At 60.4% G+C, this 23,801-nt stretch carries 17 protein-coding genes; 9 read left to right on the top strand and 8 right to left on the bottom strand.

Annotated elements, in window-relative coordinates:
• The first annotated feature begins 16 nt into the window (after positions 1-16).
• Positions 17-3,988, top strand: a complete 3,972-nt coding sequence (locus CVS29_RS05250) for an HtaA domain-containing protein (RefSeq protein ID WP_170120894.1) — start codon at positions 17-19, stop codon at positions 3,986-3,988.
• 101 nt (positions 3,989-4,089) lie between these two features.
• On the opposite strand, the gene CVS29_RS05245 is transcribed toward CVS29_RS05250, so the two are convergent.
• Positions 4,090-5,973, bottom strand: coding sequence for an HNH endonuclease signature motif containing protein (locus tag CVS29_RS05245; RefSeq protein ID WP_110105263.1), 1,884 nt, complete (start codon positions 5,971-5,973; stop codon positions 4,090-4,092).
• 98 nt (positions 5,974-6,071) lie between these two features.
• On the opposite strand from CVS29_RS05245, the gene CVS29_RS05240 reads away from it, so the two are divergent.
• Positions 6,072-6,572, top strand: coding sequence for a DUF456 domain-containing protein (locus CVS29_RS05240; protein WP_110105262.1), 501 nt, complete (start codon positions 6,072-6,074; stop codon positions 6,570-6,572).
• Between the two features lie 33 nt (positions 6,573-6,605).
• On the opposite strand, the gene CVS29_RS05235 is transcribed toward CVS29_RS05240, so the two are convergent.
• Positions 6,606-7,064 carry a hypothetical protein gene (locus tag CVS29_RS05235; RefSeq protein ID WP_110105261.1) on the bottom strand — a complete coding sequence of 153 codons (459 nt, stop codon included), beginning with the start codon at positions 7,062-7,064 and terminating at the stop codon, positions 6,606-6,608.
• Between the two features lie 60 nt (positions 7,065-7,124).
• Here CVS29_RS05235 and CVS29_RS05230 point away from each other — a divergent pair, with 60 nt between their 5' ends.
• From CVS29_RS05230 to CVS29_RS05210, 5 genes are all read left to right on the top strand, one after another.
• Positions 7,125-7,745: a GNAT family N-acetyltransferase gene (locus tag CVS29_RS05230; protein ID WP_110105260.1), complete on the top strand. Its 621-nt coding sequence runs from the start codon at positions 7,125-7,127 to the stop codon at positions 7,743-7,745.
• Entirely contained in the window at positions 7,732-8,223 is a 492-nt protein-coding gene (locus CVS29_RS05225) for an acyl-CoA thioesterase (RefSeq protein ID WP_245932072.1), read from the top strand. The genes CVS29_RS05230 and CVS29_RS05225 overlap by 14 nt, the downstream gene beginning before the upstream one ends.
• A 261-nt stretch (positions 8,224-8,484) precedes the next feature.
• On the top strand, positions 8,485-8,961 hold the full coding sequence (locus tag CVS29_RS05220; protein WP_110105259.1) for a hypothetical protein: 477 nt from the start codon (positions 8,485-8,487) through the stop codon (positions 8,959-8,961).
• A 401-nt stretch (positions 8,962-9,362) separates the two neighbouring features.
• Positions 9,363-10,811 (top strand): purine-cytosine permease family protein, encoded by a 1,449-nt coding sequence (locus tag CVS29_RS05215; protein ID WP_110105360.1) that lies wholly within the window; start codon positions 9,363-9,365, stop codon positions 10,809-10,811.
• The gene (locus CVS29_RS05210) at positions 10,798-11,463 is read left to right on the top strand and encodes a cyclase family protein (protein ID WP_110105258.1); all 666 of its coding nucleotides are present in this window, start codon (positions 10,798-10,800) and stop codon (positions 11,461-11,463) included. Before CVS29_RS05215 ends, CVS29_RS05210 begins: the two co-directional genes overlap by 14 nt.
• Before the next feature lie 242 nt (positions 11,464-11,705).
• On the opposite strand, the gene CVS29_RS05205 is transcribed toward CVS29_RS05210, so the two are convergent.
• Both CVS29_RS05205 and rraA read right to left on the bottom strand, forming a co-directional pair.
• Positions 11,706-11,921 carry a hypothetical protein gene (locus CVS29_RS05205; RefSeq protein WP_170120893.1) on the bottom strand — a complete coding sequence of 72 codons (216 nt, stop codon included), beginning with the start codon at positions 11,919-11,921 and terminating at the stop codon, positions 11,706-11,708.
• A 217-nt stretch (positions 11,922-12,138) separates the two neighbouring features.
• Positions 12,139-12,606, bottom strand: a complete 468-nt coding sequence (rraA, locus tag CVS29_RS05200) for a ribonuclease E activity regulator RraA (protein WP_257032256.1) — start codon at positions 12,604-12,606, stop codon at positions 12,139-12,141.
• Between the two features lie 216 nt (positions 12,607-12,822).
• Here rraA and CVS29_RS05195 point away from each other — a divergent pair, with 216 nt between their 5' ends.
• Positions 12,823-15,630 carry an FAD-binding and (Fe-S)-binding domain-containing protein gene (locus CVS29_RS05195; RefSeq protein WP_245932080.1) on the top strand — a complete coding sequence of 936 codons (2,808 nt, stop codon included), beginning with the start codon at positions 12,823-12,825 and terminating at the stop codon, positions 15,628-15,630.
• Positions 15,631-15,741: 111 nt separating this feature from the next.
• On the top strand, positions 15,742-16,167 hold the full coding sequence (locus CVS29_RS05190; protein ID WP_110105255.1) for a universal stress protein: 426 nt from the start codon (positions 15,742-15,744) through the stop codon (positions 16,165-16,167).
• 84 nt (positions 16,168-16,251) lie between these two features.
• Here CVS29_RS05190 and CVS29_RS05185 read toward each other — a convergent pair whose 3' ends face one another.
• From CVS29_RS05185 to CVS29_RS05170, 4 genes are all read right to left on the bottom strand, one after another.
• Positions 16,252-18,234 carry an acyl-CoA dehydrogenase family protein gene (locus CVS29_RS05185; protein WP_110105254.1) on the bottom strand — a complete coding sequence of 661 codons (1,983 nt, stop codon included), beginning with the start codon at positions 18,232-18,234 and terminating at the stop codon, positions 16,252-16,254.
• Positions 18,235-18,405: 171 nt separating this feature from the next.
• A complete protein-coding gene (locus tag CVS29_RS05180) occupies positions 18,406-18,882 on the bottom strand; it encodes a DUF5956 family protein (RefSeq protein ID WP_110105253.1) in 477 nt (158 codons plus the stop codon).
• 16 nt (positions 18,883-18,898) lie between these two features.
• A complete protein-coding gene (locus CVS29_RS05175) occupies positions 18,899-20,179 on the bottom strand; it encodes a glycoside hydrolase 5 family protein (RefSeq protein ID WP_245932071.1) in 1,281 nt (426 codons plus the stop codon).
• Complete coding sequence (locus tag CVS29_RS05170; RefSeq protein WP_110105252.1) at positions 20,176-23,406, bottom strand: alpha-mannosidase; 3,231 nt, start codon at positions 23,404-23,406, stop codon at positions 20,176-20,178. Before CVS29_RS05170 ends, CVS29_RS05175 begins: the two co-directional genes overlap by 4 nt.
• Positions 23,407-23,801: the final 395 nt, after the last annotated feature.

The following is a 23,801-nucleotide window of genomic DNA, read 5'->3' as shown; positions in this document are numbered from 1 at the left end:
ATCACAGAGGAAGACCATGACATCGCAACAACGAGGCCTCTGGTGGCGGCGGCCTTTGGCCGTCCTTGCCGCACTCGCCATGACAGGAGGCGCCGTGGTGGTGAGCGCCCCGGCAGCTTCTGCCGCACCGGCCACCCCTGAAGTGAGTGCTGGCAGTCTCGATTGGGGAGTTAAGGAATCATTCCGCAACTACCTCAAGATGTCTTTTGCCGGGGGAACAACAACACTAGGCGGCGGGGCTAGCGAAAACGCTGATGGTACCTACAATTTTCCGGCCGCGGCTGTTGACCCTGCCGCGCAACTTGTCAGCTTTGGCGGGTCAGTAAGTTATTCTGCCCATGAGGGGCAGCTCGCCGTCGAGATTTCGGACATTCGTTTAGACCTGGCGCGTGGCTTTCTGGTAGCTGATGTGGTGAGCAAGTCGCGCGTGGGCACCGCAATGGTGACTTACGACGACGTGGACCTCACCACCCTGGGCGCTGGTGCGAGCGTGGCGGACGGTGAAGCCAGTGGGACTGCTTTGCCTGCGAAATTGACCGCCGGTGGAGTTCCTGCGTTTGCATCCTTTTACGGTGAGGGTGATCCTTTTGACCCCGTAAGTTTTGCGGTTTCCTATGTTGCTCCCGTTGAGGTGCCGGTGGTGACCGCGTCGCCGGCTGCGCAGGCAGTGGAGAGTGGCGCTCCGGTGACATTCACGGCCGCCGCCACCGGGCATGATGCGCTGCAGTGGCAGGTTCTTGCCGCTGGCTCCGCGGACTGGGCTGATATTGCTGGGGCTTCAAGCCCCACACTGACCATTACTGCCTCGGCGCTCGAGAATGGCAACCAATACCGTGCCGCGTTCACCAACGCAGGCGGTGTTGTCTACAGCGGGGCTGCGGCTCTGACAGTGACCGAAGCGGAGGAGCCTGTTCCTGTGTTTACGCCTGAGTTGAAGGTGTTTGCTGCTGATGGTGTGACGGTTTTGAGTGGTCCTGTTGCTGAGGGTGCGAAGGTTGTTGTTAAGGGATCTGGTTTTGATCCGCAGGCCAATATTGCGCCTGCTGGTTCGCGTCCGCCGATTGCTGCTGGGAATCCGGCGGGTGTGTATGTGGTGTTTGGTAAGTTCGCTGATAAGTGGCGGCCGTCTGAGGGGGCTCCTTCTTCTGCTCGTGTGGTGGGGGATCAGTTGTGGGCTTTGAGTCAGGCTGCGCTTGATGCAGTTCCAGCGGCGTACAAGAAGGTTGTTAGTGATCAGTGGGTTGAGATTTCCCCTGAGGGTAATTTCACTGCGACGCTGACGGTGGCGAAGAAGACTGACAAGAACGGTGAAGTTCAGTGGCCTGAGGCTGGCAATTTTGGTGCTTACACCTACCCTGCGGGTGGGACGAGCAAAGCTGCGCAGGAACTTTACGCACCAATCACCGTTGGCAAGCCTGTTCCTGTGTTTACGCCTGAGTTGAAGGTGTTTGCTGCTGATGGTGTGACGGTTTTGAGTGGTCCTGTTGCTGAGGGTACGAAGGTTGTTGTTAAGGGATCTGGTTTTGATCCGCAGGCCAATATTGCGCCGGCTGGTTCGCGTCCGCCGATTGCTGCTGGGAATCCGGCGGGTGTGTATGTGGTGTTTGGTAAGTTCGCGGATAAGTGGCGGCCGTCTGAGGGGGCTCCTTCTTCTGCTCGTGTGGTGGGGGATCAGTTGTGGGCTTTGAGTCAGGTTGCGCTTGATGCAGTTCCAGCGGCGTACAAGAAGGTTGTTAGTGATCAGTGGGTTGAGATTTCCCCTGAGGGTAATTTCACTGCGACGCTGACGGTGGCGAAGAAGACTGACAAGAACGGTGAAGTTCAGTGGCCTGAGGCTGGCAATTTTGGTGCTTACACCTACCCTGCGGGTGGGACGAGCAATGCTGCGCAGGAACTTTACGCACCAATCACCGTTGGCAAGCCTGCAGAACCCGTTGCCAAGCCTGCTCTGAAAGTTGAGCCGGCAACGGGCCTCAAGCATGCTAGCAAGGTCATGGTGTCCGGTTCTGGTTACACAAAAGACCGCTGGATTTATATTGCAGAAACCGCTCAGGGCCCCGGTGCTGACAGGGTGCCGGAGTCCTACGAGAACGCTGTTCGGCTGAAGGTGGATCCAGACGGAACCTTCGGTCCGGTGGAATTCTCGGTAACAACAGTATTCAAAAATGGTGGCTTTAATGCCATCGACAACACGCTCTACATTTCCACGTTTTCCTCACCGTTGGATATTGACAACATTGAGCACAACTACTCCGCGGACCGCAGTCAAGACGAATTCGTCAAGCTAGCCTGGGCCGATGCCTCAGCACCGAACGTCCCGGAGCCCGAAGTTCCTGCCAACGAACCGACTCTGACTCTCGATGCGGCCAGCGTTGAAGCGGGCAAAACCGTCAAACTCACAGGCGCTGACTTTGCCCCGGGCAGCACACTTGCCTTTGACCTCAATGGTGAAGAGATTGCGCCAGGGGCTCCCTCCGCAGCCGTCGGCGGACTGGAGTGGGGTGTTAAGGAATCATTCCGCAACTACTTGGGCAGCTCCATCGCACAGGGCACCATCGTCACGGATGGTGGCGCCACGGACAACCCGGACGGCACTTACCACTTCCCGGCAGTCAGCTTCGATGCTGCGAACAAGATTGCTAGCTTTGCCGGCTCGGTATCCATGGTGGGTCACGACGGTGCGCTTCAAGTCACCTTGAGTAATCTCCGCGTGGACGTCAAAGCTGCTAGTTTGCTGGCCGATGCAACTAGCAAGTCATTGGACGGCGAGCTGAATAAGTACTCTGACGTTGCCCTGGTTTCAATCGATACCACTGCAGTCACGGGCGGCAATGAGGGCGTTTCCGGTAAAAATCTGGCCACGGTCCTAACCAAGGCAGGGGTGCCGGCTTTCGCTGACTTCTACCCGGTGGGCACATCCTTTGATGGCTTGAGCTTCGAGGTGCGGAGCCTGGCTCCTGCAGAGCAGCTGCTGGTTGATGCCAACGGAGCTTTCTCACTCGAGTGGACTGTTCCCGCCCGGCAGAAGTCAGGCAAGTACACCGTCACTGCCACAGCAACTGCTCCTGAAGTAGCCACATTGGCTCACGGGGTTGTTCAGACTGGTGGGGTGCAGAAAGCTTCGGCAGCCCTAGAGATTACAGCTGCTGCGATCACGCCGCCCACCACTGACAAGCCCACGGCACCGCCAGTGACTGACAAACCGACGCAGGCTCCAGAAGGAAGCCTAAATGCGGATGCGAAGTGCAGCAATGGCAAGGTTGTGGGCGGCACCCTGACGTGGGGAGTCAAGGAATCCTTCCGGAAGTACATCACCGGCAACATTGCCAAGGGTCAGATTACTTTCAACGGTTCTCCCGCAACGTGGGACCAGCTCTTCACCTTTACCAAGGGTGCCGGCAGCATTGATGCCGGCAAGCGAACGGGTGAGGTTGTCTTCGACGGCGTTGTCCGCTTCCAGGGCCACGATTACGGATCCGGCCCGGTCCTGTCCGTGACAATGCAGAAATTGACCTTGGTCATGGACGGCAACGTTGGCACGCTGCAGGCAGATGTGGTGAGCCGTTCCTTGGAATCGGCAACTGTTGGAGCAAAGCCCGGTGCCAACACCACCTACAACTCGGTGGTTTTGGCAACATTGGATCTGTCCGGCGCCGCACTGAACACTGCGGAGACCATGTACTCCGGAACCGCCGTCCAGACCACACTCGCAGCCAGCGGGGTTGCGCCGTTTGCTGATTTCTATGCAGCAGGGGAATCACTGGATGCCTTGAGCTTCAACCTTGGCTGCTCCGAAGGTGCTGTGTTGCCTGAGAACAATGCAGGCGCTTTAGCTGGTACTGGTACTGGTACTGGTACTGGTGCTGGTGCGTTGGCGAAGACAGGCGCCATGGGCATGGATGCATCCGTCATTGGGGCCCTGCTGGTCCTGATGTTCGGTTCTGGCGTCATTGTAAGCAACCGTTTGGTGCGCCGCCGCCGCTACTAAAGGACGATGGTAATACCAACGTCTCAATAGAAACGTAGCTGTAAATAGCTAGGAAGGGGCGGCTTGTGCTGATGCACAAGCCGCCCCTTTGTTTAAGTTTGTCAGTGATTGTGCTTCTTGACGTAGCTGACGAGGAGTTGCTCGAGTGGGCTGGCGTTGCTTTCGGTATTCGTCCCGGATGCTGCAGGTTGTGAGGTCCCGTGCGCAGTTTCTTGTGCAACAGCGGGAGGTGCGGATGGGTTCAGGAGCTTCTCGAGCCACGTGGGATAACAGGGACGCTGATGGTCCTTGCGCCGGGTGCGGTGCTTCCTGCCCGATGGTGCCACCCAGTCAACGCTCCCGCCAAAGTCCACGGTGGGGGTCCAGCCGCGCAGGCGAATGTTATGACGATCGGGATCGTCAATGCTGCGGCAGATTCCGTGCCGGTTTTTATCGTCCTTGTAATGCCGAAGTGCGTGGTGACGTTTGCAGGCGGGACGTAGGTTTTCCAGTAAGGTCTGCCCGCCGTTTCCGTAAGCCAACAGGTGGTCGGTTTCCGTATCCATGACGGGATTGGGGCAACCCGGAAAGTAGCAGCCGCCAACAAGCGCCCGCAGCACTGCCTTGTCCGCTTCGCGGAGCTGGTATCTCTCCGGATGCAACCCTAGAGGTTCACCTGTGGCCGGATCGGTCAGTACACGCAGGAAACTGCCCGCGTTGATTAGCAGCTTGCGGGCTATGTGCAGTGAAACCGGCCCGGAACAGGCCTCGGATCCTACTAATTCAGCGGGCTCATGGGTGATGCCCAAGGCCCCCAAGAAGGGCACAGTGATCAGGACCGTCGCTTCGGGTAGGGGTGGGTCAGCAACTGGCAGGTTGGCTTGGAGCGCTGCCAGCTGATCCAGATATTCCTGCGAAGCGTTTTCGTCGATTCCGTCCACCAACCCGTGTGCATACCCGCTGGGCCTTGCTTGCGAGCCTGGAGGGGTGCTGCTTGCCCCTGTGATGCTGGCGCTGTCCTCGGCGCCAAAACCAGGAAGCGGCGGCTGCCCGAGCAACAAAGCTGCGGCAACATCCACGCGCAGCTGCGTCAAGGTGCGGTTCTCGGTGTCCCGGGCCAGAGGGCTGCTTGCCAGATCCCCGCCCCGATCCCTGCCTAGATCCGCTCCTGCTCGCGGACGGTTCTTGAGAGCGCGGGCAGTCCGGGTGCACTTGACCCAGATTCCTTCCGCCGCCAGTGATGGAACGTGAAGTGTCAGCCAGGACATGCCATCCTTGCCCGGCGCCAAGGTCATGGAGCGTGCTGCGTGGGCGGCTTTGCTGCGCGTGCTGATGGTTGCCGGATGGAGTGACTCTCTGGTCCGTCTGGCTTTTGGCGCAAAACTGGCGGCGCTGGAACCTGGTGCCAGCTGAAGAAGGCGCTGTTCAAAGGCAGCCGTTTGAGCGGCCGTTATGCCGGGGGTCTCAAGGAGCGTTTCCACCTCATCCACAATGATCCACGCGTGCCTGGCGGAGAGGGCCCCGGCCTGCAGTTGCGCGAAGGCCAGGGGATGGTTATTGAATAATTCCGTGGAGTGGTGGGCCAAGGTAGCTGCCGTACGTTCGGGGATGCACAGGGTTAAGGCGAGCTCACTATGGGCGCTGGATTCGCAGATTCCCGCCTGCCACGGATCCAGAGACATTGACTGACCTTCCACGGCGGCTGCCCCCATGAGCTGGGCCACCAAAGCGGCCTTGCAGGCGGCCACCCCGTCTTCAAGGCATTTCATGGCACCTAGCGCGGCTACCGCAGAATCGTAGACAGTCCGGGCCACGCTCAGTCTTGAACGTGGTTCCTGCGAAGGAGACTGAAAAGGAGCCGGAACATAGGCGGGTAGACCCTCAAGGGCAGGACTGTCAGTGCCAAAGGGTTCAATGGAAGGAAGAGTAATTGCGCGAAGGGCTGAAGCCACATCCTGTGTGGCTTCAGGGCCCCGGTCTCCGGGGTCAATCTCCGGAATACTCATATATCCATTATAGAGAATACGTTATAATAATGCTATAGTTCCCCATAAATTTATTCTATAAAATAGTCAGTCACCACCGCGGCTGGGAGAGTTGCTCTATGGATGCGCAGATCGTTTGGACAGTGGTTTGTGGGCTCGCTATTGCTGTCGGTGCCGTTGGGATTATTGTTCCGGTGCTGCCCGGCAGCATGCTCATTGCGGTGAGTCTGCTGGTATGGGCGCTAGCGGTGGGTGGCCCGGTAAGCTGGATTGTTTTCGGTGTGGGCCTGGCCCTCGTGGCTTCGGGTATGGCCTCCAGCGCCGTGCTGACGGGCAGGGCAATGAAGAAGCGGTCCATTCCCGGCCGTTCGGTGGTCATTGGCCTGGCGCTCGGCGTTGTGGGCTTCTTTGTGGTTCCCGTGGTGGGGTTGCTGTTGGGCTTTGCGGCAGGGCTGTTCCTCTCGGAATTTGCCCGCCAGAAGGAGTTCAAGCCGGCAGTGTCCTCATCCGTGGCTGCGCTTAAAGCCACCGGGTTGGGGATCTTGGCCGAATTTGGCTTCGCCGCGCTGGCTGCCGGAACGTGGGCTGCGGGAGTGCTGATCTACTTCGTGAATCGGTAGAGCTTCTTCGGCGGCCACTAGCAAGCCATGCGCCTAGGGGACGTTGAGCACCACGTTGATGGAAGCCATGCGTCCGCCGCAGCGCTCATCACCTGAGATACGGGTCCAGTTAAGGGCGGTGGACTGAGCAGCCACAACGTTCCACGCTTTGTCATAAACGCGGAACGTGACAGCTTTGGGCGGATTTGTAGCAACTTTGAAGAGCCAGGACCCATCCTTTTGCTGCGTCAGCATGCCGGAATTTTTTGCCGAGCTCTTCGCAAAGGTGGGTGGCAGTGGGACGCATTCCGTTCCGGAACAGGCAGTCACGGCACCCGCGTCAACGTTGCCCGTCAGCGAGAGTGTGAGCTGGTTGTTCCAGGTGGGAGCGGGGCAGGGCCCGGAATCTCTGTCAAGAACTATGGCACCAATGATGAAGGCCATGCAAAAGGCGGCCACTAGGGGAACTAAGACAAGTTCCACACGGCGGCGGGTAAGCGGAACGGCAGGCATGGCCACATGCTACCGAACCACTCTGACTGTTTGCCGCGAATTCGGCACTAGTATCTGTACATGCAAGCTGACACCTCCAAGATCCCGGTAGCAACTCAGCCCAACTACCCTTTCGTGCGGGGTGATGTTCGGCTGCGACCCGTTACCTTGGGCGATATCCCTGCTGTGAATGGCTACAGATCAATGGCAGAGGTTGCCCGTTATCTCCCGCACCAGCCGCAGACACTGGCAGACACCGAGCTGACAATCTCCTCCATGGTGGCCCAACAGGGCCTGACTATCCCTGGGCAATGGTTGGACCTTGCTGTGGAGGAGGGGCCGTCGTCGGAGGTGGTGGGGGAGGTGTTGCTCAAATGGGATGCCGAAAACTGGCGCCGTGGTGAAATTGGGTTCGTATTCAGCCCGGCAGCTCAGGGCCGGGGTATCGCCTTCGCTTCGTGTACTGCGGCCTTGGATATGGCATTCAACCACTTTGGTTGGCACCGGGTCGAAGGGATTTGTGATGAACGCAATGAAAAATCGTCCGCGCTAATGGCCCGGCTGGGGATGCGTTTGGAGGCCACCTTTGTAGAGTCGGATTGGAGCAAGGGTGAATGGGTCACCTTGGCGCACTATGCCATCTTGAACCGAGAATGGCAGGATCAAAAACAGAAAAGGAGCGCCACTCATGGCAGTGCCTGAGGGGATGCCCGACGCCGGAGTGCGGCTTACGCTCAATGTCCCCCTGCGCTGGGCAGACATGGATGCTTATGGGCACATTAACAATGTAGAGGTCCTGCGGATCTTGGAAGAGGCCCGTGTGCACGCCTTTGGCCAACCCGCTGGCACCGGGCTACCGGGAGTGGAGGTGGCCTTGCCAATATTTTCCGATCTTGCGCAGGACATCCAGGCGCTGGTGGTGGAGCACCGGGTGAAGTACTTGGCCCCGCTGAACTACCGCAATATTCCGGCGGTTGTTGAGGTGTGGGTCAGCGCCATCAAGGGCGCCAGCTTCACTGTTGCCTACGCCATTTTTGATCCGGTCACAAAGAGCAAATGTGTCATTGCTGAGACGGTCTTGGCGTTCTTCCATGAACCGAGTGGCACGGTGGTGCGGCTGGCAGAGTCCAAGAAAGCCCAGTTGGAGCCGCTCAAGGGAGTCAAAAACTTCAAATCCTGATCCTGGGAAAGTAAATCCCTCAACTGCATACCAGCCGAAATCGGCCTCAAGTAGTGTCCCGAAGGACTTTCCTTGCAAGGACGGAGGTTCACAGTCTTCGTCATGGGGTTCGGCGCTGACGATTTTGGTGATGTCGAACGGATGGTGCACGTCAAACATCGTTTCTCAGTATGCCGAGCCGAGCACGATCAGGATGGCTGATGTTAGGGTTCAGTGATGGGTGGAACGTCGCGGCCACCACCTGGGCAGGAGGCGATTGGTGTGACGGCGGACGAGGTAACGATCGGGTCCTACCCACGGGATGATGTCTTCAATTCTTGGGTGAAGGACGGTCGGGTCAGGGCAGGAACAGCAAAGATCAGCGTCCGCATCGCCGACGGTTCACTCAAGCAGGTCGGTGAGCTGGTCCTCGGGAGTCTTGACGTCCTGCATCCTGCCGTCGAGGTCGGTGCTGAGATCATAATCGACCTACACGGGCAGTTCGACGGTCTGGTTTTCGAGCGGCAGGTCACTTTCTTCGCCACCGGCGACGAGGGTCACGACGTGTATATCTCCGCAGTTGGCCCTGGGGCACGCGCAGAGCCTAAGACAGGTCGCCTATTTAGTAAGACGCGCTACTCTGGATTCGAATTCGGGGTGCTGGCCATGGCGGTGACGACACAGCAGGGCACTCGGGTCACGAGTCGATCAGGTCCGCTGATCGAGCACGATCCCGGTGATGGCGTAGCCCCGAGCTGACAGCGCTCCAACGATCAAGTACACATCAGGCGTTCCCCTTGCAGCGCATCGACCCGGTGCAGACGTGTACTGAAATTGGTGGTGCCGGGTGCGGCAACATGGCTAAGGCAGCTCCGCCGTTGACGGCACTGTATTCCAAACTCTCCACTAGTGGAATGTGCCAGGAGTGGCCATGCCAACTCCCGGATCGGCAGGTGATGCACAGACCATCGCTGGTCGCGAGCATCAAGGCATCAAGAGTGTAAATCCACGCAGCATGGGCCGCCACACTCCAAATGAGGTGGATCAATCCCCTTGACAATGTGTCGGGCTTCACACAAGATGGGACAACAAAAGTTTTCTTTCAGACAACATTTGTTTACCAATTTCGTCCGCTAGTGAATGTTGAGGCGCCAGTGCCCATGAATACCGAAGTGAGTGCTCAGCGAAGAAGCGGGCTCTCCCCCTGGGGCCGGCTCTCCAAGCGGCTTAACGCCGATTCCGATGGCTACGGCCCCATCAAGGGCACCCTTGGCGCCCGGCGCATAGGCCTTATTTGGCTGGCGGCCAATCTTGTGGTCACCACCCTCCTGACCGGAACGCTATTTGTCCCCGGAGTCTCATGGCCCCTAGCCATCGGGCTGATCATTGCCGGGTCTCTAGTAGGCGGTGTGGTTCTGGTGCTCATCGGCAACATGGGGACCCGAACAGGGCTTCCCACCATGTCACTGACCAAGGGAGCCTTTGGCCTCCGGGGATCCTTCCTTGCAGTGGCCGCCAACGTGGTGATCCTGATGGGCTGGAGCTGGGTCCAGGCCATGCTGGCAGGGGTGACGGTCAATTTCCTGGTTGAGCAGGCCACCGGCTTCTCGAATCCAGTGCTCTTCTCCGTCCTGTGCCAGCTGTTTGTTGTTGGGTTGGCAATATTTGGTCACGCTGGTATTGCCAAGGTTGAGCCATGGCTTGCGCTGGTAATTCTCGCCATCATGGCCTACATCTTCATTGTTGCCTTTACCTCGCACCCGCCTGCTGATTTCGCCGCCATCAAGGTGGACACCACTTTGGGCTGGTCAGGCATCACCGTGCTTGACGTCGTCATTGCCACGGCCATCTCGTGGACGGTGCTATCCGCCGAATTCAACCGGCTGGCCAAGACACAGGCCGCGGGGGTAGTGGGTTCAGGCATTGGGTACGTTGTCTCCACAGTCCTGTCGATGAGCTTGGGGGCCACCGCCATCGGATACGTGGTGCTGTCGGGCGGTGATGCGCTTGGATTCGACCCGACGGTCATTGTTGCCGCCTTTGGCGCTCCGCTGGCGATCGTCATTTTCCTCTCCGTAATGGCAACTAACACCATGGTTGTCTACGGCATGGTCTCCTCGGTGGTGAATATGGCCCCCTCACGCAGGATCCGGTTCCTGCCCACTGCGCTGGTTCTGGGGGCCATCTCCGTCCTAGGAGCAACATGGCTGGCACTCCTGGAACAATTCACCTCGTTCCTGACAGTTGTTGGCGCGTTGTTCCTGCCCGTGTTTGCCATCATGATCGTGGACTACTACATCGTGAACAAGTGCTACTACGGCTCGGACATCCTGCGTGGCCGCGGTGGGCGCTTTTGGTACCAGGGCGGGGTGAACATCGCCGCGATTGCCGTGTGGTTGGTGGGCGCCGGCACCTCAGTCATCTTGACCTATGTGGCGCCCAGTCCTATTGGTGCCACCATCCCCACTTTCGTCATTTCTTTTGCCCTTTACCTCGGGTGGGCGCTGCTCACCCGGAGCATCAGGACAGACAAACCGGTCTCACGCCACCTGACGGTGACAGAGCCCGAATCAAGCAACCCAGAAAGACAAGAAAATGCACATCGTTGACCTGAGCCAGCCCGTTTCCACCGGAATGCAGGTTTTCCCGGGGGATCCGGTTGTTTCATCGAATGAAGTGGCCACCAACGCCGCCGATGGATTCCAAGTCGCTGAACTCCATCTGGGCACTCACACCGGCACCCATGTTGATGCTCCCCTGCACACCGTCGACGGCGGCATGGCCGTTGACGAGCTAGATCTGGCGAGGCTGTACGGCCCCGCGCGGATCGTCCACGTGCCGGGGGCTGCCCCCCGCAGCATGATCGAGTTCAGTACGGTCGAAGCCCAGCTGAACAACCTCAAGCCAGGCACCATTGTACTTTTCCACACGGGCTGGTCCGCATACTTCAACACATCCGCTTACCTTGACCATCCCTACCTGGACCCGGACATTGCCGCGCACTTGCTGGCCCAAGGGGTTTCTGTCATCGGTGTGGACTCACTGAATCCAGATCCCACACCGGAGACGCAGACAGAGGCTCCGCTGCACTTGCCCGTGCACCAGCACATTCTAGGAGCAGGAGGTGCCATCATTGAGAACCTCACCAACTTGGCAGACATAACGTGGAAAGATCCACTGTTCTCTGCGCTGCCGCTGCGACTAATGGGCTTGGACGGTTCCCCAGTCCGGGCCGTGGCCATGCGTCCGTTCCCCGGATAGGGCCAAGGGAACAAGGCACAGGGGTAAAAAACGGTAGTGCACGTATCCATCTGACACACAGATTGCTGTGATGGTCTATGGGTCTGCTACTAACTTGGCAGGAGCAGCCAAGTTAGTAGCAGTTCAAACTCGCGCTCTTATTGTTGACGGATCTGATAAAAATGGGGCGCAAATTGCTCTGGCAGAGCACACGGCACCGCACATGAGAATCCCGTCAGTGCGGCGAGGGTTTACACCCTCTGTTATTTCTTTTCCTCAAGTTTTAGTGCCACACCTAGGGCGAAGAACGTAGGTGCCCAATGGCCAACAAAAATGCCCCACCGGTCCGATTGGGCCTTGGAATGGTCGGATTTGGCCCGGCTGACCAGCCAAGAACCTAGGGAGAGCGCGATGGATGCGAATCCCCCTGCGTATGCGTACTCGCTCTTGACGCCGGCATTGTGCAACATTTCGATCATGATGGCTTTCTCCACTCTAGAAATTACTGAGGTAACTCGACTCTGCCACAAGAGAAGCCGTATTTGAAGAGGCCTTCCGCTCGGAAGCGGATTAATTTGGGCTAGGTTGCAGCGATAGGGCTCAGCGGTTCGGCCGCTGTGAGATCGGAGAAATAGTTATCCTCGTAGTCCTGCCCTATCTGTAAAGTCTATCTACCAATGAGGACGTCCCTGCCATCTAGCCGGATACTAGAATTCCGTCTGGATCGGCATAGATCATGGCCCCGGGACGGATCTGAACGTCACCTAGACGCACGGTTCCATCCAGGTGGCCCAAGCCGTCCTTGGCGCTCTTGGCCGGGTTGGTGCCCAGCGCCTTTACCCCCAGGTCCAGGGTGCCGATGGCCACGGAGTCGCGGATGGCGCCGTTGATAATGACGCCCGCCCAGCCATGATCCACAGCAGATTGGGCAATCATGTCCCCCATCAGGGCGCTCTGAAGGGAGCCGCCGCCGTCCACCACAAGGACCGAACCGTTCCCTGGTGTGGCCAGAACCGCCTTCACCAGCCCGTTGTCCCGGTGGCATTGAATGGTCCGGGCCGGTCCGCTGAAAGCGGCCACGGCGCCAAAGTCCCGAAATTGCAGCGAGACGGAGGCCAGCTCCGGCCCCCGTTCGTCATACATATCTGCCGTAGAGATACCCAAAGTGTTCCTGTTCTGTGAGATCGTCTTTGGCCAGCATAAGGTGCAATACTCGTGGAACGCGAGGGATACCTCCAACAGAAGCGAGGGCGCTGCGTTTCTGGCGCAGCGGAATTTAGCAGGGAATGCAAAGGGGTTGGGATGGCGGCGCAGACACACGGAATTACTGGGGACACAACAACGCTGGGCGGATTCTTAGAGCGGGAGATCCGCGCCGCTATGGCGGACCCGGCACAGACCCGGACCCGCGCCCTTGACCGGCACGCCAACGCGCATGACGCCTCCCATTTTCTCCTGATTCCACAGGCCGTGGCGGTCCCTGCGGATGCTGCCGAGGTTGCTAATCTCATGCGCGTCAGCGCCACCCATGGGCTGGAGCTGACACTTCGCTCCGGTGGCACGAGCCTGAGCGGGCAGGCCGTTAGTGGCGGGCTGCTGGTTGATGTGCGCAAGAACTTTCGCAGTATTGAAGTGCTCGACGGCGGTGCCCGGGTCCGTGTGCAACCGGGGGTTACGGTGCGGGATCTAAATGCACGGCTGCTGCGCTTTGGCTACAAATTCGGCCCGGACCCGGCCAGTGAAGCTGCCTGCACCATTGGCGGGGTGGTAGCCAACAACTCCTCAGGAATGGCCTGCGGCATTACCGATAACGCATACCGGACCCTTGAATCCCTGACGCTTGTGCTCCCCAGCGGCACCGTGATTGACACGGGCGCCCCGGATGCCTCCGCCCGGCTGCGCTCCCTAGAGCCCGAACTTTTCAAAGGACTGGGCGAACTTGCGCAGCGAGTCCGCAGCAACCCGGCCTCCCGGGCCACCATTGAGCGCCAGTTCGCCATGAAAAACACCATGGGTTACGGGCTCAATTCACTCTTGGACTTTGATGATCCTGTGGACATTCTGGCCCACTTGATAGTAGGCAGCGAAGGCACTCTGGGCTTTGTGGCCGAGGCAGTTTTCAGAACTGTTCCCCGACTGGCCCATGCCACCGCTGGGCTGTTGGTGTTCAAGGATCTGCATGCCGCCAACATGGCCTTGCCAGCGCTGGTGGACAGCGGCGCCGCCACCGTTGAATTGCTCGATTCGCTCTCATTGAAAGTGGGTCAGGGACTCACCCAGGTGCCCGGTGTGGTGCGGGATCTGCGTGTGGAGCAGCACGCCGCCCTGCTGGTGGAATATCAGAGTGGCAGTGCGGCGGAACTTGTGGACCTCAACGCCAAGGCTGTGGCGCTCGCAGGATCGCTGGGGCTGGACGGGCCAGCGGATTTCAGCTCAGATCCCACGATTCGAGCGGAGCTCTGGCACCTGCGTAAGGGGTTGTACACCTCGGTGGCCGGCGCCCGCCCGCAGGGCACCACTGCGCTATTAGAGGACGTGGTGGTCCCGGTCCCGGCACTGGCCCGCACCTGCCTAGAATTGAACACCCTCTTTAATAAGTACAACTATGCTAATTCCGTCATTTTTGGACATGCCAAGGACGGCAATATCCACTTCATGTTGACTGACAAGTTCTCCAGTGCGGACGAGCTGAGCCGCTACTCATCTTTCACCGAGGACATGGTGGATGTGGTGCTCGGTGAGGGTGGCTCACTCAAGGCCGAGCACGGCACTGGCCGCGTCATGGCGCCCTTTGTGCGCCGCCAATACGGCGATGAGCTCTACGGTGTTATGCGCAGAATCAAGGAGCTGTGCGATCCCTCCGGCATGCTCAACCCCGGCGTTATTTTGGACGACGATCCAACAGCACACTTGCGCCATATAAAATTGGCACCGCCGGAGGTTGATCCCGAAGTGGACCGCTGCGTCTCCTGCGGATATTGCGAACCCGTATGCCCCAGCAAGAACCTGACCTTGACCCCGCGGCAGCGTATTGTCACCCTGCGCGACATGGAGGCGGCCCGCCAGCGCGGGGACACTGAGCTCGCCGAAGCCCTCGCCAAGGACTATGACTACGCCGGTATTGACACCTGCGCAGTGGATGGCATGTGTCAGACCGCCTGCCCCGTGGATATCAACACCGGCACCATGGTCAAGCGCCTGCGCACCAAGGACGCCGGCATGGGAGAAAGTGCTGTGTGGGGGACCGTCGCCAAACACTGGGGTGCGCTCACCCAAAGTGCCGGGCTGGCACTGAGCCTTGCCGCGAAGGTGCCCTCTGTGGCCATGCAGCCTGTGAATAGATTGGGGCGGAAGGTGCTTGGGGCGGACACGCTGCCGCTGTACTCCTCCGAATTGCCGTCCGGTGGGAAGGCGCGACGCCGGCCAGCACCGTCCGGTGTTCCGGCGGCCGTGTACTTCCCCGCCTGTGTCAACGTGATGTTCGGCCCTGCCGGTGACGGCAATGCCGGGGTGCAGGCAAGTTTTGAGCAATTGTGCACGGCTGCCGGGGTGGAGCTGTTAGTTCCGGAGGGTATTTCCGATGCGTGTTGTGGAACGCCGTGGTCCTCCAAGGGGATGGCGGCCGGGCTGGAGACGATGCATGCACGGACACTGAAGTTGCTCCGCAAGGCAACCCGGGACGGCGAGCTGGAGGTTATTTGTGATGCCTCAAGCTGCACGGAAGGGCTGCTACACACCATTGAAACCGAGGTTCTGGACCCTGGCCAGCGGCCGTTGAGGGTGGTGGATGCCGTGGAATTTACCGCTGCGGCGCTGCTGCCGCTACTACAGGGGACCTGGAAACGGGTGGAATCGATGGCCTTGCACCCCACATGTTCATCCGCCCGGATGGGCCTGAACCCCGCCCTCTTGCAGATCGCCGAGGCCGCTGCAGAAACAGTTCAGGTGCCGGAAAGCTGGGGTTGCTGCGGATTTGCTGGAGACCGGGGCATGCTGCATCCGGAACTCACGGAATCAGCTACGGCCGCACAAGCCGGCGATGTAGTGGCGATGGGCGCAGCTGTGCATGCTTCCTGCAACCGGACCTGCGAGCTGGGAATGACCCGGGCCACGGGCGCAGACTACCGGCATGTGCTGGAAGTGTTGGCCGAGGTGGTTTCCCGCGAGATTCCCGTAACAGGGCAGTAAGTTCGCGCACGTTTAGGCCTATTTGTGCAGCTTTGTGACTAAAGTAGGTCAAAAGACTGGTGTCAGTGCGCAAAGCATGGGCGCCTTGGATCAAATAAGGGGATTAAGCATATGGCTGGAATCATCATTGTCGGCGTAGACGGCAACTCAACGTCCATGAAGGCTGCCCGTGTTGCCGCGGAACTGGCTAAGGCAACGGGCCGCACCCTGCGCGTTGTGACAGCATTTGGCGAGGACAAGACCGAGAAGGTCTCTATTGGCAACGACGAATGGTTCCTCTCCACGGCGGATGAGGCTGAGCGTGTGGCCCAGCGCGTTGCCGAAGAGCTGAAGATCAGCGGCGTCAAGACCGAGTACTCATCATCCCTGGGCAAGCCTGCCGATGTCCTGCTGGAAGAAGCCACCAAGCTCCAGGCGGACATGATTGTTGTGGGCAACGTCCGCATGCAGGGCCTGGCCCGCGTACTGGGTTCGGTTGCCAACGCGATTTCACACAACGCCCCGTGCGACGTGTACATCGTCAAGACCGACGGCTAATAACTGTTGTTTGCAAAACCCCCGCGGCCTGAATAGCTGCGGGGGTTTTGTGTTTTGGTGCGGCAGCCTGAGTGTTATCAGCATTCAGCGGTATGTGCGGTGCTGATTTTCCCGCTGTGATGGGCCCGGCGAGGCATCAGCGATCCAAGGACCCGTGCCCTCGGAAGGGTCCAATACGCCGTCCTCCAGCCAGTTGAAGTTCCCGGCCAGCACGTCCTGGGAAAGTTTCCTGTCAGAGTCATCCGTGTTGTTCCACAGCTCGGCGAACAAAGTCTCTACGCGCAGCCTCGACTGCCAGGAAAAGGCATCCGCGAGTGCCAACGCGGACCGGCCCTGGCCGGCGTCCTTGAGGCGCAGCATTTCCGCCCGGGAGCAGCATGCTGAAATGGCAAACAACTCGGCGCCGATGTCCACAATCCGGGCCAGGAACGCCTGCTTGTATTCAAGCTTTCCCTGCCAACGGCCCATGGCGTAAAACGTCTGGCGGGCCAACTTGCGTGATTGACGTTCCACAAAGCGCAGGTGCTTGGCAAGCGGCCCAAACTCGTTATAGGAGCGTGGATCCATACCCTTGCCCACAACAAGTTGTGGCAGCCACTTGGCGTAGAAACCGCTGGCACCCACGGCAGCCCTGCCCTTCTCGGCCAGTGTTGCCGTAGTGGAGGCTAAATCGCCAGCCGCAGCAAGATGGGCATCAACTGCCTCGCGGGCAATCAACAAATGCATGATCTCAGTTGATCCCTCGAAGATCCGGTTAATGCGTAAGTCCCGCAAAAGCTGTTCAGCGGGGACGGCACGCTCGCCACGGTCAGCCAATGACTGAGCTTTCTCATAGCCCCGACCGCCACGAATCTGCACCAGCTCATCCGCACACTGGTAGGAGAATTCAGAGGACCAGAGCTTGGCCAGCGCCGCTTCAATGCGAATATCCTTCATCCCTGCATCGGCCAGTGCTGCCGAGAGCTCAAACACTGCTTCCAACGCGAAGGTGGTGGCCGCCATGAATGCCAGCTTCTTGCCTACGGCCTCGTGCTGGCCCACCGGATGGCCCCATTGGGTTCGGGCGTTTGACCATTCGCGAGCGATCTTCAGTGACCACTTTGCAGCACCGGCGCTCATGGCTGGGATGGACAAACGCCCGGTGTTCAGTGTTGTCAGGGCGATTTTTAGGCCCTGCCCCTCCCTGCCCAGCCGGTTTTCCGCGGGCACCCTCACCTGGTGGAAGCGGGTCACCCCGTTTTCAATGCCACGAAGACCCATGAATTCGTTGCGGTTCTCCACCGTGATGCCAGGGGAGTCCGCTTCAACCACAAACGCCGTGATGCCTCCCGTTTTTCGGCCGGCCGGATCAAGCCCCCGGGACGGCACTAGCGCCATGACCACAACAAGTTCAGCAATGACGCCGTTGGTTGTCCAGAGCTTCACACCGTCCAGGACGTACTCGCTGCCGTCTTCCGTGGGCACCGCAGCGCACCCCATACGGGCGGGGTCAGAGCCCACATCGGCCTCGGTGAGCAGAAATGCCGTTACGGCGCCCGCGGCGCAACGAGGCAGAAACTTTTGTTTTTGTGCAGCTGTGCCAAAAACCTTTACGGGTTCCGGCACACCAATGGATTGGTGTGCGGAGATGAGGGCGCCAAAAGCCGGGTGGACGCTGCCCAAGACGGCCAGTGCCCGGCCGTAATAAGTCAGGTTGAGCCCCAGCCCGCCATACTCCTGAGAGATTTTCATGCCGAACACGCCCAGCTCTGCCAGCCCGGCCAGGTATTCCTCCGGAATTTTCGCCTCCCGCTCCACCCGGGCCCCGTCCAGGGTTTCGGCATAGGTCTTCACCTTGTCCAAAAACTCCTCCCCACGCTCGGTTTCTGCGGCGGTGGCTTGCGGGTGTGGATGGATCAGGGAGATCTCAAAATCACCTAAATACAGTCCCTTGGCGAAACTGGGCCTCTCCCACGTTGCTTCCCTAGCTGCTTCAGCAGCGTTTCTGGCATCCTGGGCACTGACCTGATGAGCGTCAACACCCGGATCAGCGGTGTTGGTGCTCTCAGCAGCTGAGTTGTGGCTCATGACAACCTCAATTCCGCCGGCACAACGGTGTCCGCATTGCCGGCTTGGGGCGAATCCCGGTATTGCCTCGATGCTACGCGCCGGTAAGTGTGCCCGCTAGGGTGCGTGCGTCCCGGAGCTAGTGCCATGCGGCACCGGGTACACCAGTGGTGAAAGGGGTGCCAGCGTGCATCAACTCGCCGCGTCGGCGTAAAAGTCCTGCACCACTTCCCTAAACAGCGGGCGCAACGTGGCAGGGTGGGCTCCGTTCTCCCACTTCCCTGTGATTCTTGCGGCCAGTTCATCCGCCAACGAAAGCCCCTCCGGCCATCCCGTTGGGACCCGCAAGAACCAGTCAAAGCCGGAGGGGCGGGCAGGAATTCCAGCCGCCAGTAGATACTCATTGACGGAATCTTCTATGGTGCACCGATCCTCTGGGGTGAACGGCGCCGCGCGGGTGGTCGCGGTCTCACCCTGATGGCATGTCACACGGACAGTTTTGGCCCAGTCACACTGAACCGCTTTTCGGGTATTGCCGGGCCCTGCAGCCCAGGCCATCATGGCAAACCAACCATTTTCACCCAGCAGCTCCCAACCGTCTGCGGATTCCTCAAAGGCCGCCGTGTCCCAGCGTGATACCTCATCCCAGTACGCCACTTCACTGAACATGGACGTCCCTTCCGTTCTAGTTGACCACGTCGGTGATGCCGCGGGCGGCGAGGTAATCGGCGTCGGAGGTCTTGGTGGAACGGACCAGGGTGGGCTTGGTGCCGGACGCTGCGCGCGCCAGCCAGGCCGTGAACAGCTCCCCCGAAGGGTCCGCAATGCTACGCCCAACACCGGTGGCCTCATCGCCTGGATCGAAGGACAACGCCGTGGTGCGTTGTAGCGGCGCCGTGGGGTTGGCTTTCTCGGCGGCAATCAGCTCAGCCAGGCGCAGGCCCGCGGGTTTGGGGCGCCGGTCCGAATCCAAAAGGCCCAGCGTGTATTCCAGCTCAGGGAAATCGGCCAGCTTGCGGCTGACATCGTGCGAGCACCACCACGTGACACCCCATAGGTTGGGGGTGTCCAGCACAGGAAGCAGGCTTTGCTCCAGGAAGTCGGCCGCGCCGTCGAAGGGCACCGCTGGATAAGGGGCACCGATCTCCTGCAGCCAGATGGGCCGGGCGGGATTCTCGGCGTAGGCGTCGGCAAGCTGGACCAGGTAATCGGCAAAGAGCGTCCTGGCCGGGTGGCCCTGCGGGAAGAGGTGCGCCACGGCAACGAACACCCACGAGTGCACCGTGGTGGCATCGCCCAGGGTTGCGGCATGGCGCGGCGTGACGGGGCAACTGTCCACAAACCAGGCGTTGTCATCAAAGCTGTGCTGATGCATGCCGGTGGGCCAGGCCTTGCGGGCGGCCGCGAGCAGGGTTGTGAACCATTCGCCCATCTCTGCCGGAGAGGTGACTTGCTGGTCAGGGTGGCGTTCCACCGCGAACTGGTTGGTCTCATTACCTACCGTCATGCCGAGCACGTTGGGGCGGGAGGTGACCTCCTGGGCCAGAGCCGTGATGAGTGCCGCCTCCGCAGCCACAACCTGCGGATCGGTGTAGATGTTGCGCCGGTGCCAGCTCGTCACCCAGGACGGCAGGAAATCAAAGCTTGAAAGGTGCCCTTGCAACCCGTCCACCGAGACGTCTAGGCCAAATTCGGCCGCCGCATCCACCACTGCGCCCACATCGGCAATACCTGCCGGGCGAATGAGCGACCGGTTGGGCTGCAATAGCGGCCACAGCGGAAAAATGCGCACATGGTCAAGTCCCAGCTTGGCGATCGAGGAAAAATCGGCCCGCACCGCATCCAGATCGAAATCCTGCCACGAGTGGAACCAGCCCTCGCTCGGGGTGTAGTTCACACCCCAACGCAAAGGCATCTTGCGGGCGGGTGCGGCGTGGTGTGCGGAGGGAGAAACAGGGAGGCTCATTGGCCAGCTTTCTGCAGACGGAGGGTGAGAATTTGGAAGGGACGCAGCTTCAGCGTGATGGTGGGGTTGCCAGATGTGCCGGGATCTCCGGGAGCGCCGGCTGCGCCGGGATCACCGGGGGCGCCCACGGTGAGGGATCCGGATGCGTACGGCTGCTCAAGGAGGTTGTTCTCCGCCACGGAAGCCACGGCGAACGACGCGCTCAGGGTCAGCTGCGCGCGAGCACCGAGCGGTTCGTACAGACGCACGATGACGTCGCCGCTGCGGTCATCGGCCAGCTTGACGGCCTCGATGATGGCGGACTGCGAATCCGTGCGCACCAGCGGCTCAATGGGGCGGCCGGTCCAATCGCCCGGTACGCCATGCCACGGCAGGTTCATGGCGTAGCCGGCAGCCACGGCGTCGGCCACCTCGGCGCCCACCACCAGCCCGTACGTGAAGGAATGCTGCCCCTGATCGGTGGTGGGATCGGGGAAGCGCGGCCCGCGCAGCAGGGAAAGCCGCACGGTGGTGAAGCTGGAGCCGTTGGTACCGGGGTGGCGGGAAACGTCGTGGCCGTAGGTGGAATCGTTGATGACCGCTGCGCCAAATCCGGGCTCGCCCACATGGACCCAGCGGTGCGCACACACCTCAAAACGTGCGTTGTCCCAGGACGTGTTCTCATGCGTGGCACGCTGAATGTGCCCGTACTGGGTCTCAAAACGGGCATGGTCCGCGTGCACATCGAGGGGGAACGCGGCCTTGAGTAACGTCTCCTGCTCCCGCCAATCAACCTCGTTGTACACGGTGATGACCTTGGAATCCGGGGAGATCCGCACCCGCTGGGTAATGTGCGAGGCCCGGAAACTGCGCTTAATGGTGATCTCCGGCTGACTGCCCAACATGGTGACCTCCAGCGAATCCAGCTCGCGAAGATCCGTGACGGTGTTCTTATAGAAGGCGTCAATGTCCCAGGCATCCCACATATTGGGGAAGTCGGTGTGCAGCTGCAGCAGGTTGGCGCCCTGACCAGCCGGCACCAGCTCGCGGTTCGCGGCCACATCCACAATGGAATTAATGACACCGTCCGCACCGAACCGGACCGTGATCAGCCCGTTGTGTACGACGACGCCCGTGCCGTCCCGCTCCACCGTCACCTCCGCGGTGGCCGTGTCCGGGACGCCCGCGCTGAGTGGGGCGATGCCGCGGCGGGGGTAGGGGGAGGCGTTGAAGTGCAGTGCGGTGTCGAAATCCTTCTCAGTGGGCGGCCCGGACGTCAGCTCCGAGATTGCCTGGGGAGTCAGGGGCGCCAAGGCGTCCACCGCCGCAAAGATGACTGCCTGGAGGTCTTTGGCGATCTGGGCGTATTGCTCAGCAGCTTCGCGGTGCACCCACGCGATGGCGGAGCCGGGGAGGATATCGTGGAACTGGTTCAGCAGCACCAGCTTCCAGATCCTATCCAGCTCGTCGTAGGGGTACGCGATGAGTGAGCGTGCCGCGGCCGTGGCACTCCACAGCTCGGCCTCACGCAGCAGGTGTTCGCTGCGCCGGTTGCCCTGCTTGGTCAGCGCCTGCGAGGTGTAGGTGCCGCGGTGCAGCTCAAGGTACAGCTCACCCTTCCACACAGGGGCATTAGGGTATTCGGCCTCGGCTGCCGTGAAGAACTCTGCCGGGCTGGCGATGGTGACCTGAGGTGAGCCTTCTAAATCACGGGTGCGCTTGGCCCGGGCCAGCATTTCACGCGTTGGCCCGCCGCCGCCGTCGCCCCAACCAAACGGGATAAGCGAATTTTTAGCAGCACCCTTGTCGCGGAAATTCCGCACGGTATGCGCCAGCTCGGCGCCGGAAAGTTGGGAATTGTACGTGTCCGCGGGCGGGAAGTGCGTGAACACGCGGGTGCCGTCAATGCCCTCCCAGTTGAAGGTGTGGTGCGGGAACTTATTCACGGTGTTCCACGAGATTTTCTGCGTCAGGAACCACTTGGCCCCGGCCTGCTTCACAATCTGTGGCAGCGCTGCCGAGTAACCGAAGGAATCCGGCAGCCACACCTCCTGGCACTGCATGCCAAAATTTTCACGGAAGAAGCGCTGGCCGTACGTGAACTGCCGGGCCATGGCCTCCGAGCCCACCATGTTCGTGTCCGATTCCACCCACATGCCGCCCACGGGGATGAAACGGCCCTCTGCCACGGCGGCCTTGACCTTGGCGAAGACCTCAGGGCGTTGCTCCTTGAGCCATTCGTACTGTTGGGCTGAGGACATGGCGTACTGGAATTCCGGGTTATCTTCCAGCAGCTTCACCACGGACGACGCCGTTCGGGCCACCTTCCGCACGGTCTCGCGCACGGGCCACAGCCACGCCGAGTCAATGTGCGCGTGCCCAATGGCGGTGATCTGATGCGCGCTGGCGTTGGCCGGCTGGGCCAGCACAGCCGCTAGATGTGCCCGGGCCGCGGCAGCGCTGCCGGGTATGTCGGTGAGGGAGACGGCGTCGAGCGCGCGTTCCAGAGCGTACAGGATGTCCCAACGCCGGGGATTGCCCAAATCCAGCTCCTGCTGGAGCTGGTCCAGCACCTCAAGATCTTGGACCAACTCCCACACTTCGGTGTGGAAAATGTTGATGTCGGCGCGGGCCATGGTGTAGCGCGGGGTGTCCCCGGCCGTGAACTTTTCGCCCAACGGAGTGGGGACGAACGGGTTGTCGGTGAACACGAACGGGTTCGCAGCCGCCTCCACATAGAGATCGATTTCCTCCCCGCCCTGCGCCGGCGCTCCGGGAGCGATCCCATCCACGGGCACCCAGGTGTTCAGCGGGTTCAGGGCCTTCACGGTCTCCCCATTGGGACGGTAAATTAGACCTTCGGCCTGGAAGCCGGGCCACGACTGGCTAAAGCCTAAGTCCACCACGAGCTCCACCCGTTGCCCGCGCGCCTCTTGGGGGACAGTGCCCGTGAGATGAATCCAGCTGGTGCCCCACGGTGGACCCCACGCCTGGCCCACGGCGAATGGCTCAAAAACGACCTCAGCGGCAGGTGGGGCTTCCGCGCGAGCCGGGTGTCCGGCGTCGTCCGGCAAAGTGCTCTCACTCAACCCGAGTGCGATGGCTGGTGCCACAGGTTCGCCCTGCCCGCCCTCCACATGCCAGGCGCGTAACTCTAGCGGCGCAACGGGGGTGTGGATGGCCGGAACAATCCGCTCCGTGAGGACTCGCTTGAGCCGGTCCTGAATCAAGGCGTGCTTGTCATGCATGGGCAAAAAACCTTCCGGGAGGGGAATTGTTCGCTCGGTACGGCCAGTCTAGTGCGGCGCCACGCGCGGGTGGCTTCAGCTGTCCGAACCGCCCCTGAGGGTGGCGGCAAAACCTTGTCCTGACCGGAGCATTCTTTGTGCCGTTGGCAACCGCTGATGCTCGTAGGCGCTGCGGACTTGGCTGCCGCGCCGCCCGATCACCCCGTGGAGAGTGAGTTCGCCTAGGGATTGAGCATCCCCCAGCCCCGTGTCGAACCCGGCGCGGGACATATTCGGCGATGGTCTTCGTCTCTCCCACGATCATGGCCCCGTCCTGGTTCGGCAGGGAGCTCATGTCCATATAGTTGTGTCCCTGCTGCCATCCGGGGGGCCGCCTCAAAGGGTGCTTTCCCGGT

It is taken from the genome of Arthrobacter psychrochitiniphilus (assembly GCF_003185915.1).
GTDB lineage: Bacteria > Actinomycetota > Actinomycetes > Actinomycetales > Micrococcaceae > Specibacter > Specibacter psychrochitiniphilus.
Note: the sequence above shows the minus strand (reverse complement) of the source record. Positions and strands in the feature narration are given on the sequence as shown.